Genomic DNA, 17571 nt, shown 5'->3' on the forward strand with positions numbered 1-17571 from the left:
CCGTTTGCCTCTTTCCGTCCGATTTATTCGGCGGGATAGGCAAATGAGACGCCGATAGGCCGGGAAAACCGGCCTTTTGGCCCTTGGACGCGGTAAAGAATTCGTGTAATGCCGCGATCCATCAGGTGGCTGGACCGATACCGGACCGCTGCCCGAGCGCTTTGGGAAAGCGTAGAATTGAGCTTGATTAGCGGCATTCCGCCCGCTAACGAAGACCTAAGAAACACCAGACTGAGGATGCCCACATGAGTGACACCGCAGAGCGCGTCAAGAAGATCGTTGTCGAACATCTTGGCGTCGACGCCGACAAGGTGACGGAAGCTGCAAGCTTCATCGACGACCTGGGCGCGGACAGCCTCGACACGGTCGAGCTCGTTATGGCGTTCGAAGAAGAATTCGGCGTCGAGATCCCCGATGACGCGGCCGAGACCATCCTGACGGTTGGCGATGCCGTGAAGTACATCGACAAGGCTTCGGCCTGAGCGATCGCAGATTGTCAGGGATGCCTGCGATGAGGCGTGTGGTCGTAACGGGCCTAGGCCTGCTTTCACCGTTCGGCATGGGCTACGAGCACGGCTGGAAAGAGCTTCTTTCCGGCCGGAGCGCCGCAAGGCGCATCTCGGAGTTTGAGGTTGAAGACCTCCCCTGCAAGATTGCCAATGTCATCCCCAGGGGTGATGGCACGAACAATACCTTCAATCCCGAAGCAGTCCTGGAACCCAAGGAACTGCGCAAGATCGGCGACTTCATCCTGTACGGGATCGCGGCCGCCGACGAGGCGTTGAAGGACGCGGGCTGGGCGCCCAAGACGCCGGAAGAGCAGTTTGCGACCGGAGTCATGATCGGCTCGGGCATCGGCGGCATCGACGGCATTGCCGAGAATGCCCTGATCCTCAAGGAACGTGGCCCGCGCCGCATCAGCCCCTTCTTCATTCCCGGCCAGATCATCAATCTCGTTTCCGGTCAGGTTTCGATCCGGCACGGCCTCAAGGGGCCGAACCATGCCGTGGTCACCGCCTGCTCGACCGGCGCGCACGCCATTGGCGATGCGGCCAGGTTGATCATGTTCGGCGATGCCGACGTGATGGTTGCGGGTGGTGCGGAAGCGCCAGTGACGCGTCTGTCGCTGGCCGGCTTCGCCGCCTGCAAGGCGCTGTCCACCGACCGCAACGACGAGCCCGAAAAGGCTTCCCGGCCCTATGACCGCGACCGCGACGGTTTCGTCATGGGCGAGGGTGCCGGCGTTGTCGTTCTCGAAGAACTCGAGCATGCCAAGGCGCGCGGGGCAAAGATCTATGCCGAAGTGGTCGGCTACGGCCTGACCGGCGACGCCCACCACATCACGGCTCCGGCCGAGGATGGCGATGGCGCGTTCCGCTGCATGACGGCCGCCCTAAAGCGCGCCAAGCTGACGCCGGCTGACATCGACTACATCAACGCCCACGGCACCTCGACGATGGCTGACACCATCGAACTCGGCGCTGTCGAGCGTCTGGTCGGCTCGGCTGCCTCCAAGGTTTCGATGTCCTCGACCAAGTCGTCGATCGGCCACCTGCTCGGGGCCGCCGGCGCTGCCGAGGCCATCTTCTCGATCCTCGCCATTCGCGACAACATCGCGCCGGCAACGATCAATCTCGACAACCCCGAGCGCGAGACGGCGATCGATCTGGTCCCGAACAAGCCACGCGCCCGGCAGATCGACGTCGCCTTGTCGAATTCGTTCGGCTTTGGCGGCACCAACGCATCGCTGGTGTTCCAGCGCTATGACGGCTGATCGCCTGTGGGCAGGGGCCCCGTTCGGGGCCCTTTGCCGTGATTTCTGCCACATTCAGGCCTAGTCTCCCGGCGGGGATTCGACGCAAGAGGGAGTGGCGAGGCAACATGAGCATCAATACGCCAGGTCAGGGGGACGGAGCACCGCGATCCGCACCGGCCAATCCGATCGTACCGAAGACTGCGCAGGAAGCGCTGCGGCCTGAAAAAGGCACGCCGCCGCCGAAGCGTTCGCGCGCCTCGCGCAACCAGATCGTCGTGTTCATGAATTTCATGATGTCGACGGCGGTTCTGGCGATCCTCGCCGGCGGCGCAGCGCTGTATTTCGGCAAGCAGGAGTTCAACGGCGAAGGTCCGTCGACCGTGCCGAGCACCTTCCTGGTCAAGCCAAGCACCGGGGTCGCCGACATCGCCGACCAGCTCGAACGCCGCGGCCTGATCAGCGACGCCCGCATTTTCCGCATCGGCGTGCGCGCCTACGGCAATGACGGTTCGCTCAAGGCCGGCGAATACGAGGTCCAGGCTGGCGCCTCGATGCACGACATCATGGAACTGCTGAAAAGCGGCAAGTCCGTGCAGTATTCGATCACCATCCCGGAAGGGTTGACCGTCGAGCAAGCCTGGAAGCGCATTGCCGAGCATGAGGCGCTGACGGGCGATATGCCCAGCGGCATGCCCGCGGAAGGCACGCTGGCCGCCGACACCCAGCGCTTCACGCGCGGCCTGACGCGCCAGCAGATCATCAACAAGATGCTGGCTGATCAGAAGGAACTCGTCGAGACGATCTGGGCGCGGCGCACTGCAGACCTGCCGATTGCCGACGTCAACGAGTTCGTCACGCTGGCGTCCATCGTCGAGAAGGAAACCGCCCGCGGCGACGAGCGTTCACGCGTGGCGGCCGTGTTCATCAACCGCCTCAACAAGGGCATGCGGCTGCAGTCGGACCCGACGATCATCTACGGCATCTTCGGCGGCAAGGGTAAGCCGGCCGACCGCCCGATCTATCGATCCGACATCGACAAGCCGACACCCTACAACACCTACACCATCAAGGGCCTGCCGCCGACGCCGATCGCCAATCCGGGCAAGGCTTCGCTCGAGGCGGTGGCCAATCCGTCGAAGACCAAGGATCTCTACTTCGTCGCCGACGGTTCGGGCGGGCACGTCTTTGCCGAGACGCTGGACGAGCACAATGAGAATGTCGCGCGCTGGCGCGCCTTCCAGCGCAAGGTTGTCGAAGACGAGAAGGCGGCAGACGAGGCCAAGAAGGACGCGACCACGACCAATGCCGTCAAGAAGAAATAGCGCACCGATCGAGCGGGACAGGCGGGCGAGATGAATTTGCAGAGTATGACCGGCTTTGCCCGCGCTGCGGCCGAGCATGACGGCACGGCCATCGCCTGGGAGGTCAAGTCGGTCAACGGCAAGAGCGTCGAAGTGCGCTTGCGCCTGCCTCAAGGGTTTGAACGGCTCGAGCTTTCGGCGCGTCAGGCCATCCAGAAAAGCTTTTCACGCGGCAACGTCCAGGCAACATTGACTGTCAGCCGCTCCATCGGTTCGCAGGTCCAGCCTGTCGTCAACGAGGCATTCCTGCGCGATGTCGCGGGGCTCGCCAACCGTCTCGTCGAGCAGTTTGGCGCAGCCCCGGCGAGCGCCGATGGTCTGCTGGCGCTGCGCGGCGTCTTTGACGTGCCCGAAGCGGTGGAGACCGAAGAACAGCGCACGGCTGTCGACGCCGTCATCCTGGCCTGCCTTGAAGCCGGCCTGTCCGGTCTCGTCGAGGCGCGCAAGTCGGAGGGCGAGGCGCTGCGCGTCCTGCTGTCGGGCCATGTCGCCGCGATCGAGGACCTGACGCTGCGGGCCGAGGCCGATCCGTCGCGCGAGCCGGCGCAGATACGCGAGCGTCTTGCCCAGCAGGTCCGCCTGCTGCTCGACGCCTCGCCTGCGCTCGATGAGGCGCGGCTCAACATGGAAGCGGCGTTTCTCGCCACCAAGGCCGATATCCGCGAGGAGATCGACCGTCTGAAGACGCATGTCGTCTCTGCGCGCGCCCTGATCTCGGGAGGCGGTCCGATTGGCCGCAAGCTCGATTTTCTGGCGCAGGAATTCAATCGCGAATCGAATACTCTATGTTCGAAGTCGAACGCCGCCTCGGTGACCGCCATTGGGCTGGAGCTGAAGGCCGTCGTCGATCAGTTTCGCGAACAGGTACAGAATCTGGAGTAGCGCATGAGCGCCGAAAACCCGTCCAAAGCAATCAAGCGGCGTGGATTGATGCTGGTGCTGTCGTCGCCCTCGGGTGCGGGCAAGTCGACAATCTCGCGCAACCTGATCGAGACCGATCCGGAGCTGAAGCTGTCGGTCAGCGTGACGACCCGTCCCCGCCGCGGCAGCGAGATCGACGGCGCGCACTATCACTTCACCTCGAAGCGCGACTTCGAGCTTCTGCGCGACAATGACGCGCTGCTCGAATGGGCCGAGGTGCACGGAAACTTCTATGCGACTCCGCGCGAGCCGGTTGAGCTCGCGATGGCGCAGGGCCGCGACATGCTGTTCGACATCGACTGGCAGGGCGCCAAGCAGCTCAAGGAAAAGATGCGCGGCGATATCGTCTCTATCTTCATCCTGCCGCCGTCGATGGGCGAGCTGAAGGCGCGCCTCAAGCGCCGCGCCGAGGACCAGGACGCAGTGATCGAAACGCGGCTGAAGAACGCCCGCGACGAAATCGAGCACTGGGGCGAGTACGACTATGTCGTCGTCAATGACGACCTCAACCGCGCTTTCGCCGAGGTCCGTTCGATCGTCACCGCCGAGCGGCTGCGCCGCGACCGCCGGCCCGGCCTGTTCGATTTCGTTTCGAGGTTGCTCGACGAGAAGATCTGAAGCGCAGCTTTCCCCGAAGGGGAGAGCTCTTTCGTTGGAACGTCGCGTTCACACGGCGATGGCCAGCGAGACAAATTCCTCGATGCTGAGCGTTTCGGCGCGTCGCGTCGGGTCGATGCCCACCGCTTCCAGCAGCTTTTCGCCGCCCAGGCTCTTCAGGCTCTGGCGCAGCATCTTGCGGCGCTGTCCAAAGGCGGCCTCGGTCACGCGGCCAAGGATTTTCACATCCGCCGGCAAGGGCTGCTTGCGCGGCTCGAGATGCACGACAGACGACGTCACCTTGGGTGGCGGGGTGAATGCCTGCGGCGGCACGTCGAAGGCGATCCTCGCTTGCGTGCGCCAACCTGCCAGGACGCCGAGACGGCCATAGGCCGAGCTTGCCGGGTCAGCAACGATGCGCTCGGCGACCTCGCGCTGGAACATCAACGTCAACGACTCATAGAATGGCGGCCAGTCCGCCACCGTCAGCCAGCGCACCAGGAGCTCGGTGCCGATATTGTAGGGCAGGTTGGCGACGATCTTGATCGGCCCTTCTGCAAGCTCGGTGAAATCGGTCTTCAGCGCGTCGCCGGGTATGATCTCCAGCCGCCCCGGATAGTGCGCGGAAACCTCGGCGAGCGCGGCCAGGCAGCGTTCGTCGCGCTCGATGGCGACGACTCGCTTGGCGCCGTTCATCAACAGTGCGCGCGTCAGGCCACCCGGACCCGGGCCAACCTCGACCACCGTCACGCCAGACAGATCGCCGGCGGCGCGCGCCACCTTGCTGGTCAGGTTGAGGTCGAGCAGGAAGTTCTGTCCCAGCGCCTTCTTGGCCTGCAGGCCATGGCGCTCGATAACGTCGCGGAGCGGCGGCAGGCCGTCGATGCTGGTGTTCGTGCTCATGATGCCTTTGCTTCGACGTCGGCCAGTTGCCGCGCCAGTTTCAGCGCTGCGATCAGGCTGTCGGGGCGCGCAATGCCCTTGCCGGCGATGTCGAAGGCGGTGCCGTGATCGGGCGAAGTGCGGACGAAGGGAAGCCCGAGCGTGACGTTGACGGTTTCGTCGAAGGCCAGCGCCTTGGCCGGGATCAGCGCCTGATCGTGATACATGCAGATTGCGGCGTCGTATCCGGCCCGCGCACGCCCATGGAACATCGTGTCGGCGGGCAGGGGGCCGAACGCATCGATACCCTCGGCCCGAAGCAGGTCGATTGCGGGGCGGATGATGTCTTCGTCCTCGCGCCCCATCGCCCCGCCTTCTCCTGCGTGCGGATTGAGGCCCGAAACGGCGATGCGTGGGCTGGCGATGCCAAACCGCTTGCGCAGGTCTCTTGCTGTGATGCGGGCGGTCTCGACGATCGCCTCGAGGGTGAGGGCCTGCGGAACCTCGGCGAGCGCTATGTGGATGGTCACGGGCACCGCTCGTAGTTCCGGACCAGCCAGCATCATCACCGGCGTGACGGGCGCTCCGGTCCACTGAGATGCCAAATGCGCCAGATACTCGGTATGGCCCGGAAAGCGGAAGCCGGCATCGTAGAGCGGCTTCTTGGCGATCGGGCAGGTGACGACTGCTGCGGCGCGGCCTTCGATCGTGTCCGCGACCGCACGGTCGATTGCCTCGATGATGCCGGCGGCGTTGCCGCTCTGTGGCTTGCCAGGCGCGTCGACAAAGGCCGTCGCAAGCGGGACGACCGGCAAGGCAGACGCAAACAGTGCGGAAGCACCGGCCGGATCGGTTTCAACGATATCGACGTTTATGCCGGCCTGCCTGGCCCGCGTCGCGACAAGGCTGGCGTCGCCGAGCAGGTAGAACGCCGGCACGTCGAATTCCTTGCGCAATCGCCATGCAGCGGCGGCGATTTCGGGGCCGATGCCGGAGGGATCGCCTGATGTCAGCGCAAGCGGCGCGCCGGAGGCACGCACGGCTTACCGGTTGACGATGCGAGCTTTGGCCCGCAGTTCGGCCAGGTACTTCTTGTTGAGTTCGTCCGCCTGGGCATTATCGCCCTTGCCGGCGCCTTCAGCCTGGAAGACCATCTGGGCGACCTTGTCGTCGGAGACTTCGCGGGCGCTGCAAACGCCGATGAACTCGACGCCACGCTCGGTTTCGCGAACCGGCGTTACGCCGCCGGCCTTGAGCTTCTTGATCTGGTCGGCCCATTCCGGCGGCAGCTGCGGTGCCAGAACACGGCCGAGGTCGCGAACCGTCACGTCGAGCAGGCCCCTGGCGAATTCGCGGGTCTGTTCGCAACCGTTGAAACGTCCACGCATGGCATCCGCCTCGCGTTTGCGCTTGCCGATCGAGCCGCGCTCGGAGGCAGGCACGACGAAGATGACCTGCTGCAGCATGTACTCGGTGGCAGACGGCTTTGCGCCGCCCTGCTGCAACATGCGTCGAACCGCATCCTGCTCGCTCGTACCGCCAGATCCGCCGGTTTCGGCGCGGAAGCGAGAACCAAGCGCCTGATTCCAGCCGATCTGGGTGCGGATGTAGTCCTTGAAGTGGCTGGCGGTCACGCCGGCCTGCGACAGGATCTGGTCCATCTGCTCGGGCTTCAGCTTGTTCGAGCCGGCAAAGCGCGCATAGGCGTCGTCGACCTGTTTGTCGGAAACGCGGATGTTGAGCCGCTTCATTTCCGCCTGGCGCAGCGTTTGCTCGATCATCTCTTCCTTGGCGTCGCCCTTGCGCTTCTGCAGCTTGAGGAACGCCGCGCGGCGCTGGATGTCGTAGCTCGTGATCGGCACATCGTTGACGATGTACTTGATTTCGCTCGCCTGCGCAGGTGGCGCGTAGGACGTCACCGAAAATGACGTCGCTGCAACGAGCAGCGCGAAGCTAGCCGAGAAAAGGTACTTCCGCATCGAATAAGTCCCGTTCAAACCCCAAATCCAAGCGTGGCCCGGATAAACGTTGCCTCGTCCATGGCCGCGTTATGCGGCAAAACGATGTCAGGCGGCCCCCGACGCTGAGCTAGAGATGTCAGAACGTACTGCTGGAGTTGCCGAAACCGCCAAGCGTGCGGAACGAGATGTTGAAGCCCACCTTGCGAGATACGTCGTCCCGGTTGTCAAGTTCGCGGGATTCCGAATAGGTCATCATGTAGGTGAAGCATTCGTCGTCATAGGCAAAGCCAACGCCGTTGTTGACCAGAATTTCGTTCTGGATGTCGTAGGTGCCGGAACCGAAGACGCGCCATTCGTCGTTGAAACGCGCAGTGGCACCGAGCGAAACCTCGTGGCGGTCGTAGCTGAAGCCGTAGAGAGGCTGCGCTTCGATATAGGCGTAGCGCGCCGACACCGCGATCGGGCGGGCGTCCAGGCCGACCTTCATCTCGGCGCGTCGAACGTCGAACGTCCGTTCATCGAAGCGACCGCTGACCGAGGCCGAGAAGCCATTCGGGCTGGCGATGCCGGCCAGGGCGACATAGTCGGACGTATCGGTTTCGAGACCCGAGTAGGCGCCCGCATTGACGAGGTCCGGTGCTGCGAACGAGTTGTCGCCGGCGAGATGATAGGACTGGCCGACCAGCGCGTTGGTGGTCCAGCCATTGCCGTAGCTGCCGGAATAGCGCAGGCCGAGGTTGGCGCGCGTGCCACCTTCCATCCGGTCGTAGCCGGAGAACTTATCGCGCTCGAACAGCGATGCCGCATCGAAGACGAAGCTTTGTGCATCCTCATTGGCAATGCCCAGCCCGCCGATATCACCTTCGCTCGGACGGGCAAAGACCTGAGCTACCGGTTCAAGCACATGGGTCGCGCTCGTCGACGAGAACAGAACCGGCCAGCGTAGCTCCAGCCCGAGCGTCGCCATGTAGCGGAACAGCGAAGAGCGAACGTCGTCCTGGACGCCGAGGTTGTTCGCCATGTTGTTGATCGCGTTGAGCGATTCATTGTCGGCGTTGAGATAGCTGCCGTCGGCGCGGAACGCCATCAACGGCGTGACCAGCAGGCCGCCATCGGTGATCAGCGTACGCTTCCACTCGCCCTCGGCGGTCACGCGCCCGGACGAACCCGCAATACCGGGGACCCTGTAGGTGGATGAAGGAACAGCCAGGTTCGTCAGAGTCTCATCCAACTCGTCGCGCTGGATAACGCGCGTGTTGACGTTGAACGAAAGCTGCCCACCGGCCAGGGGCATGTCGGGAATGTAGGCGTAGTCGAGCGACGGCAGTACCCAAGGCTGCTTGTCGGCACGCGAATTCGGGTCGCTGTCGAGAGCCTCTTCCTGGACCTGGAAGCGCATGGCACGGAGGTCGAAGTAATTACGATCGTTGAGGCCCGTCAGGTAGACTTCGGAGCGATGCACCGAGTCCTGGAACCCCTCGATGTTGTAGGTCCGGGAGAAGTTCTTGTCCGACTGGACCATGACATCCCAGCCGAAAGCCCAGCGCGGATTAAGGTCGAAGCGCCCCTTGGTGCCGACCATGCCGCGCAGCTTGTTGGGGTCGCCTGCTGGTCCGCGGTCGACAGTGTTAAGGTCGAACTTGTCGGGGTTCTGCTGGTGAATGCCCGCTATCTTGAGGTTGTATTCGCCGTTGTTGAAGCGCTGGCGCCATTCGGCTTCGCCAAGGAAGCCCTGCTTGGTGAAGCCGGTGCCCTTGATCGTCAGGTCATAGGTTGGCGACAGCGCGAAATAGTAGGGAATCCCAACGCCGACGCCGAGTTCGCTCTTGTAGGTCACCGATGGCATCAGGAAGCCGCTCTTGCGCTTCACAGTCGGGTCGGCGATTTCGAAGGCTGGCAGGAAGGCGATCGGGAAACCGAAGAACTCGAAATTGGAGTTCTCGAATCGAATCGTCTTCTTCTCGCCGTTCCAGATGATCTTCTGCGCCTTGACGCGCCAGATCGGCGCCTTGTCAGGCTTCTGTTCGCACGGTTCGCAGGCGGTGTAGACGCCGTTGTTGAAGGTGGTCAGGATGCCGCCTTCGCGCTTGGCGCTCTCTGCGGCGAAATAGGTCTTGTCGACCGTCTCGAGACGCAGCGTGTTGACAAAACCGTCGGCGAAATCGTCGGTGATGTCGATTTCCTGCGAATTGATCTTGGTGCCGCTGGAATCGACGATCTCGACATTGCCGCTGGCCACCAAGCGCGAGGTCTTGCGATCATAGGTGACGCGCTGCGCAACGAGGCGATTGCCTGCGTAGTCGATCTGTACGCCTCCGACGGCGGTCACCGTGCTGGCGTCGTTGTCATAAACGAGGGTGTCGGCCTCAAGCAGCATCTGCGTGCCTTCCGGCACGTCAGGCGCGAGGTCGGCGATCGTCTGCGCGGCAGCCGGGGTACTCAGGGGAATCGCGAACGCAAAAAGGCATGCGAGCGCAGTCGCAGCAAAAAGGCGCGCCCTGTACTGGGCCGTCTTGCGGCTGGCCATTACGCCCCTCACTAACCGTCCTCCCTGTAAAGCAGGAAAGTCACCCCGAAAAACATTGCTACGACAACTGGGAGCCACGCCGCAATATAAGTCGGCACGAATCCCGCATTACCAAATGCCTTGACCAGAACCGAAACGACATAAAGCAGAAAGCCGGCCAGGACGCCACCCAGAATCATCGTTGCTGACTGGCCCATCCTCGCAAATCGCATCGACACTGTTGCAGCAATGAGCGTCATTGCAACCAGTAGAAAGGGCAGGGCGACGAGCGAGTGAAACTGCATCGCGAACGCATTGGCCCTCAGACCGAACGAACGCGCCACTTCGATCTTTGCCGGCAGTTCGAAGAAGGGGATCGTCTCGGGTCGCGCCAGCCGCTCCTGCACGAACGCGGGCTTCAGGTTCGTCGCCACCTGGTCCTTTGGCGAGGCCGTGAAGTTCTCGCCTCCCTTCATGCTGCGCACGTTGACCAGTTCCCAGTGGCCATCGCGCAGATAGGCGCGTTCGGCATCCTTGCGCTCGACCATGTTGCCGTCGCCATCGAAGATGAAGAACACGGCGTCGGACAGCTCAAGCCCCTGGTTCAGGACGGCGCGCGCACCGATGATGACCTCGGTTCCGTTGGCCTTCTGGCGCAGCCAGGGCGCCGAGAATGCCGAAACCGAGTTCGACTGGCGCGAGCGCAGTTCCGATTCGAGCGTTTCGGAATGCGAAAATCCGTAAGCCGCGATGGGGTTGAGCACGCCGACGGTGATCATGCCGAACAGCAGCGCGCCGACGCAGAAGGGCATCAGGAACTGCCAGGCGGAGATGCCGGCGGCGCGTGCGATGACCAGTTCGTAGCGCCTGTTGAGCGAGATGAGCGTTGCCATGGCGCTGAACAGCGCCACGAAAGGCACTGTCTGCTGCATGATCATCGGCACCCGTAGCGCCGAAACGGTCAATGCGATGCTGAATTTGAAACCCGGCAGGTCGCCGACATTGCTTGAGAATTCGGTGACGTCGATGATGAAGATCAGCGCGTAGATACCAACGAAAAACCACGCCGTGATCGTCGCGTAGCGGAAGAAGAAATATCGGCCCAGTGTCCAGCCCATCACGCGGCTCCCCGTCCGGAGGGACCACCATTGACGCGCATACGCAAGGCGGTGAGCCAGTCGTTGAGGCGTACGAACTGGTTGGCCAGCCGGTCCGACCAAACGGTCGGCAGTTCCATCGTGCGATGTGTCGCGATGAACCAGATGGCCAGCGCCGAGGTGAGTATCGGCACGAGGTAGACCAGGTAGCCGGCCCAGGCGATCGTCTCGGCCTTGCTGTCGACGAAGAAGCCGATCCAGCGGAAGAACAGGGCGATCGCTACCGTCGTTATGAGCGGATGGACTCGCGCCTCGCGGTGCGAACGGGCGTCTCCGGCGACCGCGAGGGCGATCAGGGCGAACGCGATCGGGTACAGCCATTCGGTGAAGCGGCGGTCTAGCTCGGCCTTGAATTGCAGCGGATTTCGCTGGAACAGCTTGTCGTTCCCCGGTGGGTTCATCAGGTACGGGGTCGAGCGGTCCTTCGGACGCATGGTGACTTCGTTGGCCGCCGCGGTGAACTCGCTGAGGTCGAATGCATAGGAATCGAAGCTGATGACCGAGACTTCGCCGCCGGGCGCCTTCCGGTGGATGACACCGTCGTTCATCACCAGCATCTGCTTGTCGTTGTGCTCGATGAACGAGCCATCCTTGGCGTAGTAGACCAGGTCGATGTTCGGCTCGCGCGAATCCGCAACGAAAATGCCGCCCAGCCCGCCATTGGGAAGCCGTTCGCCGACCTGCACGAACAGACCTTCGTCGATCTTGCGGAATGTGCCTTCCTGGATGATCAGCGACAGAAGATCGGCACGCGATGTGGCGATCAGTTCGCGGTTGCGCTGGCGCGCCACCGGGTCGGCGACATTGTCGATGACGAACGAAAACAGGCTGGCGCCGATCGCCAGGATCATGATCGGCCGGATCACCGTCATGCGCGAGGCGCCGGCGGCATTTACGACCACCAGTTCGGAATCTGCGTTCATCGTGCTCAGCGTCTGCGCTACGGCGATGACCAGCGCGAAGGGCACGACAATCGGGATGATCGTCGGCAGGATCAGCGCCGCGACCTCGAAGAAGGTCAGTGCCGACTGCCCGCTATCCGTGACCAGGTCGATTCGACCTAGCACCTGGGTCGTCCAGACGATGGCCAACGTCCAGGTCAGCGCCGCGATGAAAACCGCGAACGCACGACGCAAGATATAGCGTTCGACGACCTTCATAGATGACCAGGATTCCGTGTTTCCGAGATGGCTGCCTTGCGAGATCCGCAGGGCCGGTGGGCTTCTAATTATAGTCCAAGGCAAGCCGGCACAACTGGCCCTTTCAAGCCGGGGTCATTCCAACACCATCTCCTTGCTGTCCGGACTCTCGGCGGCAATGGCTAAGAAAGGCCGAAGGGAGATGGTTAACCAAGGGTTTCTACGGAAATTTCACTTTTACGCATAGCTGCCGTAATTGACGGGAGACTTGCCAAAACGGCCAAAACGACGAAATGTCGCGCACCATCTGAACGGGACCCGAAAGCAGGAAATCATGACTTCCACACCGTCGATCAGTTTCGCCAAGCCAGGCACGCCGAAAAAAGGCAGCGTCATCGTGTTTTGCGCCGAAGATGGCGCATTGAGCGATGCGGCGCGGGCCAACGACCCTGGCAAGACGATGGATCGGGCGTTTCCCGTGGCGGATTTCACGGGCAAGTTCGGCAGCACGCTCGAAGTGCTCGCGCCTGAGGGCACCGGCATCGATCGCCTGGTTGCCGTCGGAGTCGGCAAGGTTTCGGCGCTTGACGACTATGCCTGGCTGAAGCTTGGCGGCGTCATTGCCTCCCAGTTGCGCAAGTCCGCCGAAGTGGCCGTCATACTCGATCTCGCCGGCGCGAGCGTTGATGGCGCGGCTGCGGCCGGCGTCGCTGCGGGCGTGCTTCTCAGGTCGTATGGCTTCGACAAGTACAAGACGAAGAAGGACAACGGCGACAAGGCCGACGACAAGAAGGCAGCCAAGGTCACGATCCATTGCGCCGATCCGGCGGCGGCGAAGAAGGCCTTTGCCGACGCCGAAGCCATCGTTGGCGGCGTCGTGCTTGCCCGCGACCTCGTCAACGAGCCGGCCAACGTGCTCGGCCCGGTAGAGTTCGCCGCGCAGGCCAAGGAACTTGAGAAGCTCGGTGTCAAGGTCGAGATTCTCACCGAAAAGGAAATGAAGAAGCTCGGCATGGGCGCGCTTCTTGGCGTTGCCCAAGGGTCGGTGCGTCCGCCCCGCCTGGCGGTGATGCAGTGGAATGGCGGCAAGGCCAAGGACAAGCCCATCGCCTTCGTCGGCAAGGGCGTCGTCTTCGATTCGGGCGGTGTCTCGATCAAGCCGGCGGCAGGCATGGAAGACATGAAAGGCGACATGGGCGGAGCCGCCGCCGTCACCGGCCTGGTGCATGTGCTCGCTGCGCGCAAGGCCAAGGCAAACGTGGTCGGCATCATCGGCCTGGTTGAAAACATGGTCGATGGCAACGCCCAGCGTCCCGGCGACATTGTCACCTCGATGTCGGGCCAGACCATCGAGGTCCTGAACACCGACGCCGAGGGTCGCCTCGTGCTGGCCGATGCGCTGTGGTACTGCAACCAGCGTTTCGAGCCGAAATTCATGATCGACCTGGCGACGCTGACCGGCGCGGTCATGGTCGCGCTCGGTCAGACGCATGCCGGCCTGTTCTCCAACAATGACGAGCTTGCCGAACGCCTGACCGCATCGGGCACGGCGACGCAGGAGAAGCTGTGGCGCATGCCGCTGGGTTCGGACTACGACAAGCTGATCGATTCCAAGAACGCCGACATGAAGAACATCGGCGGCCGCTATGGCGGTTCGATCACCGCCGCGCAGTTCCTGCAGCGCTTCGTCAAGGATACGCCCTGGGCGCATCTCGACATCGCCGGCACCGCGATGGGCTCGCCGACCAACGAGATCAACCAGTCCTGGGGTTCGGGCTACGGCGTGCGCTTGCTCGACAGGCTGGTGCGCGACCACTACGAAGGCTGATCGACCAATCCGCCGCGTCGAACCTTTCGGCGCGGCGGCATCTCGGCGCTTCACCGGCGCCACGAATTGGGGCATAGCATTGCCCGATGGCCGAAGTTCTTTTCTACCATTTGACGGAATCGACCCTCGAAGACGCTCTGCCGGGCCTGCTCGAACGCTCCCTGCAGCGCGGCTGGAAGGCTGTCGTCCAGACCGGTTCAGAGGAACGGCGCGATGCGCTGGACGCGCATTTGTGGACGTTCCGTGACGAATCGTTTCTGGCGCATGGCTCCGACCGTGAGCCGCATGCGCCCGACCAACCGGTTGTGCTGACGACCGGCGAGGGCAATCCAAACGCCGCCGAGATCCGTTTTCTCGTCGATGGCGCTTCGCCTCCTGACATCGGTCCCTACCAGCGCGCGGTGTTCCTGTTCGACGGTCATGATGCGGCTCAGTTGGAGGGCGCGCGCGAACATTGGAAAACGATGAAGGCTGCAGGCCACACCGTTACCTACTGGCAGCAGACGGCGGACCGACGCTGGGAGCGCAAGGCCTGACCGCGCCGCATGGCCTGTCGTCAGAACCTGATGCTCAGATCGGCGCTGAACGCATGGTCCTGCGCTGTGCCGGCTAGCTGCCCGGCATAAGACAGGCCGAGCCGGGCCGTAGCGCTGAGCGTCGCATCGATTCCCGCTTCCAGGATGAGTGCGTCCCTGGCGATCGGCAGTCCCTCAATGTCGAAGGCCGCGCCGCCGGCAAAAGCCATGCTGGAGGTCGGCGTCACGTCGCCAAAGGCATGACGCCAGCCCAAGGTGCCGCGCGCCGTGGCTGAGATCGACCCGAACGAGACATCGGTGGCGGTGTGAAGGCCAAGCGTTGAGGTGGTGGTGTCGAAGGTCGAGGCCGCACTCGACAGCGCCGCCGCCCCGCCTCGTTCGCTGAAGCCTTCGGTACGGATGCTGGCATATCCCAGCCCGCCGAACGGCTCGAGCCGGAAGCGGCCTGCCTCCATACGATAGCCGATTTCGCCGGATGCCTGCGCGGTTGCCGCATCGTAGGCGGCACGCAGGACGCTCTGGGCTGGAAGGCTGACGTCGCGCGCGGTGCCGATGTCATGCCAGGTATAGCCAACCGCCGCGCGCAAGTTGAGCGCGCCGAAGGCGGCGCCGCCATATGCACCCAGATGGATGTTCTGCGACGAGCCGGAAGCGCCGTCTGCGTGGAACGAGCTGTTGCTGTAGCCGCCGATCAGGCCGAGGCGCCAGTCATCGCCCACTTCCGCATCGCCGCCGAACAGCAGGCCGCCGGTCGAGCGCTCGATATCGGACGTCTTGCCGTTGCTCCAGCCCCATCCGCCCAGCGCCTGCGACCAGACGGCGAAACGGTCGGTGTCGGCGGCGGCAAGTTCCATCCCGCCGGGACCGTAGGCCATGATTGGCAAGGCAGGGGAGCTGACATCGGCGAAGGCCGAGCGCAGGCGAGCGGTGGCCGCGTCGCGCACGAAGCTGCCTGTCTCGATGAGTGAGCCGGCAAGCGCGGCATGCATTTCGCCGGTCAATTGGTTGAATGCGGCCGGCGCCCCGCTGGCGCTCAGACCGATGACGCCGTCAAACACGGAGTTTCCGATGCCCAGCTGTTCGATGGCCGCCGCTGCGGCAGCACCATTGTCGCTTGCCGCGAGAGCGGTGAAGGCCGTCGAATTGCGGTTGACGTCGAGATAGACGTGGCCGGGGTCATAATCGACGCCCACGTCGAGAAACGCGAAAGAGGCCAACAGCGTATCGAACATGCCTGTAACGTCGCCGGCCGCCAGGATGGTGTGGCGCATGTCGCCGGTGTAACCGCCCGACGCCAGTCGCACATCAAGCTGCCCATCGATCAAAGCTGTTCCGGACACGTCGAGCAGGCTGGTGCCGTCTCGCGCGCCGAGCATGACGGTCATCGTCGCGCCATCGGATTGCGCATAGTGGCCGTCGAGCGCAAGCGTGCCGCCGTCGCCACCCCATCCGGCGTAGATGGCGCCCCGGTTGTCGACGTCGCCGACGATCGTTCCATCGCCGCTGAGAAGGCCGCCGGCCTCGACATAGGTGTCCGAAGCGATGCTGCCGGCGATTGCCAGCGTGCCGTCTTCAACCCGCGTTGCGCCGGAATAGGTGCTGTTGCCAAACAGCGACAGCACGCCGCCGCCCGCCTTGATCAGGCCGCCTGCGCCAGTGATGTCGTTGAACCAGCGGCTGTCAGCCGTCGTCTGCACTGCGCGGAAATCACCCCAGTCGAACTTGCCCGGACCAAGTATGGCCACGCTGACGTCCAGGAATCCATAGCCGTAGACGTCGTCGACGCCGGGGTCGCCGATGTCGTTGGCGGTGCCAAGCAGCACCTGCTTGATCTGGAATGGTGTCATGTAGGGAAAGAGCTGCTGCACCAAGGCGGCTGCGCCGGCGACATGCGGGCCGGCAAAGGAAGTGCCCCAGACCTCGTCATAGCCGCCGCCGGGAACAGCCGTGTAGATCTGGCTTGCCGGGGCGGCGAGGCACCAGTTCTTGGCGACGCCGCACTTGTTCGCATCTTCGTAGGCGTAGCCTGTGACGGCCAGCCACCCCGCCTCCAGTTCGGGAAACAGATAGGGGAGCCCCGATTCCGGATTGGCATTGTCCAAGCCCTGATTGTGGGTTGGTACGATCATCAGCGTGCCCGCGTCGAAAGCACGGCGGAAGGCCGCCAACCGCGCTCCTACATAAAGTTCGTATTCTTCGGCACTCGTTTCGGTAACGGCAAACGTGTAACCCAGTTCGAACAGGATGAATGGCGCTTTCTTGCCTAGCAACCAGTCGATTGCTCCAGGCACAGCGGCCGAATCGATTTCGCCGTTGCGATCCGTGTAGATTGCCTCGAGGACCGTCGCACCAGGGGCGACGCCATGCATGCCCTTGCCGTCGCGCTTGGCTGCGATCACGGCGGCCACTGGCGTTCCGTGCCCCATGAGGTCCGTCGCCCAGCTGACGCCGTCCCATCCGAGCCCGTTGAAGTTGCTGCCTGCAAATTCCGGATGGCCCATGTCGATGCCGGAATCGACGATCCCGATGGTCACTCCGCTGCCGTCTAGCCCTCGGGCGTAGGCATATTGCGCCCCTATCCAGTCCAGTCCGTACTGCGCCAAAAATTCCGGCGTACGCCAGAAATTGGGATCCCGGGGGTCGCCGGACGCCGACGCTGCGCCGATGGTGAGAAGCGATGTCGACAGGCAAAGCGTCGCCATGCGGCTCAAAAGGCGCAATTTTCTGTGCATGTTCTGGCGTACCCCGGATGCAGTGTCGCGCAGAGATGAGGCAATGTTTTCGCTGCGTCAACGTCAAAAAATCTGCTCTTTCCCGGTCAAGGTGCAAATCAGAAACTGTATTCTCCAGATTCAACGTCTTGGTTTTGCTTTGCATGATGCCTGCATGGTGGGACGAGATTGCAAAGTAACGTGTTTTCAGGGTTG

14 protein-coding genes are annotated in these 17571 nt (G+C 63.1%); 7 read left to right on the forward strand and 7 right to left on the reverse strand.

What is annotated here, in order from left to right; genetic code table 11:
* Positions 1 to 245: 245 nt before the first annotated feature.
* The 5 genes from PCJ21_RS11700 (at position 246) to gmk (ending at position 4656) form a co-directional block, all read left to right on the forward strand.
* Positions 246 to 482 carry an acyl carrier protein gene (locus PCJ21_RS11700; protein ID WP_018427111.1) on the forward strand — a complete coding sequence of 79 codons (237 nt, stop codon included), beginning with the start codon at positions 246 to 248 and terminating at the stop codon, positions 480 to 482.
* Positions 483 to 511: 29 nt separating this feature from the next.
* Positions 512 to 1774, forward strand: coding sequence for a beta-ketoacyl-ACP synthase II (gene fabF, locus PCJ21_RS11705; RefSeq protein ID WP_269931584.1), 1263 nt, complete (start codon positions 512 to 514; stop codon positions 1772 to 1774).
* A gap of 107 nt (positions 1775 to 1881) precedes the next feature.
* A complete protein-coding gene (gene mltG, locus PCJ21_RS11710; RefSeq protein ID WP_269931585.1) occupies positions 1882 to 3078 on the forward strand; it encodes an endolytic transglycosylase MltG in 1197 nt (398 codons plus the stop codon).
* A gap of 30 nt (positions 3079 to 3108) precedes the next feature.
* Positions 3109 to 3999: a YicC/YloC family endoribonuclease gene (locus PCJ21_RS11715; RefSeq protein WP_269931586.1), complete on the forward strand. Its 891-nt coding sequence runs from the start codon at positions 3109 to 3111 to the stop codon at positions 3997 to 3999.
* A 3-nt stretch (positions 4000 to 4002) separates the two neighbouring features.
* Positions 4003 to 4656 (forward strand): guanylate kinase, encoded by a 654-nt coding sequence (gmk, locus tag PCJ21_RS11720; protein WP_269931587.1) that lies wholly within the window; start codon positions 4003 to 4005, stop codon positions 4654 to 4656.
* A 48-nt stretch (positions 4657 to 4704) separates the two neighbouring features.
* Here the strand turns inward: gmk and rsmA are convergent, their stop codons facing one another.
* The 6 genes from rsmA to lptF form a co-directional block, all read right to left on the reverse strand.
* The gene (rsmA, locus tag PCJ21_RS11725; RefSeq protein WP_269931588.1) at positions 4705 to 5538 is read right to left on the reverse strand and encodes a 16S rRNA (adenine(1518)-N(6)/adenine(1519)-N(6))-dimethyltransferase RsmA; all 834 of its coding nucleotides are present in this window, start codon (positions 5536 to 5538) and stop codon (positions 4705 to 4707) included.
* On the reverse strand, positions 5535 to 6557 hold the full coding sequence (gene pdxA, locus PCJ21_RS11730) for a 4-hydroxythreonine-4-phosphate dehydrogenase PdxA (protein WP_269931589.1): 1023 nt from the start codon (positions 6555 to 6557) through the stop codon (positions 5535 to 5537). Before pdxA ends, rsmA begins: the two co-directional genes overlap by 4 nt.
* Positions 6558 to 6560: 3 nt before the next feature.
* Positions 6561 to 7496: a peptidylprolyl isomerase gene (locus tag PCJ21_RS11735; protein WP_269931590.1), complete on the reverse strand. Its 936-nt coding sequence runs from the start codon at positions 7494 to 7496 to the stop codon at positions 6561 to 6563.
* Positions 7497 to 7614: 118 nt separating this feature from the next.
* Positions 7615 to 10005, reverse strand: a complete 2391-nt coding sequence (locus PCJ21_RS11740) for an LPS-assembly protein LptD (RefSeq protein WP_269931591.1) — start codon at positions 10003 to 10005, stop codon at positions 7615 to 7617.
* Positions 10006 to 10016: 11 nt separating this feature from the next.
* Positions 10017 to 11105: an LPS export ABC transporter permease LptG gene (gene lptG, locus PCJ21_RS11745; protein ID WP_269931592.1), complete on the reverse strand. Its 1089-nt coding sequence runs from the start codon at positions 11103 to 11105 to the stop codon at positions 10017 to 10019.
* Positions 11102 to 12301, reverse strand: a complete 1200-nt coding sequence (lptF, locus tag PCJ21_RS11750) for an LPS export ABC transporter permease LptF (protein WP_269931593.1) — start codon at positions 12299 to 12301, stop codon at positions 11102 to 11104. The genes lptG and lptF overlap by 4 nt, the downstream gene beginning before the upstream one ends.
* Positions 12302 to 12614: 313 nt before the next feature.
* Here lptF and PCJ21_RS11755 point away from each other — a divergent pair, with 313 nt between their 5' ends.
* Positions 12615 to 14108 (forward strand): leucyl aminopeptidase, encoded by a 1494-nt coding sequence (locus PCJ21_RS11755; protein ID WP_269931594.1) that lies wholly within the window; start codon positions 12615 to 12617, stop codon positions 14106 to 14108.
* A gap of 86 nt (positions 14109 to 14194) precedes the next feature.
* A complete protein-coding gene (locus PCJ21_RS11760; RefSeq protein ID WP_269931595.1) occupies positions 14195 to 14644 on the forward strand; it encodes a DNA polymerase III subunit chi in 450 nt (149 codons plus the stop codon).
* 20 nt (positions 14645 to 14664) lie between these two features.
* On the opposite strand, the gene PCJ21_RS11765 is transcribed toward PCJ21_RS11760, so the two are convergent.
* Positions 14665 to 17376 carry an autotransporter domain-containing protein gene (locus PCJ21_RS11765; protein WP_269931596.1) on the reverse strand — a complete coding sequence of 904 codons (2712 nt, stop codon included), beginning with the start codon at positions 17374 to 17376 and terminating at the stop codon, positions 14665 to 14667.
* Positions 17377 to 17571: the final 195 nt, after the last annotated feature.

The organism is Aminobacter sp. HY435 (assembly GCF_027568395.1).
In the GTDB taxonomy this organism is placed as follows: Bacteria; Pseudomonadota; Alphaproteobacteria; order Rhizobiales; family Rhizobiaceae; genus Aminobacter.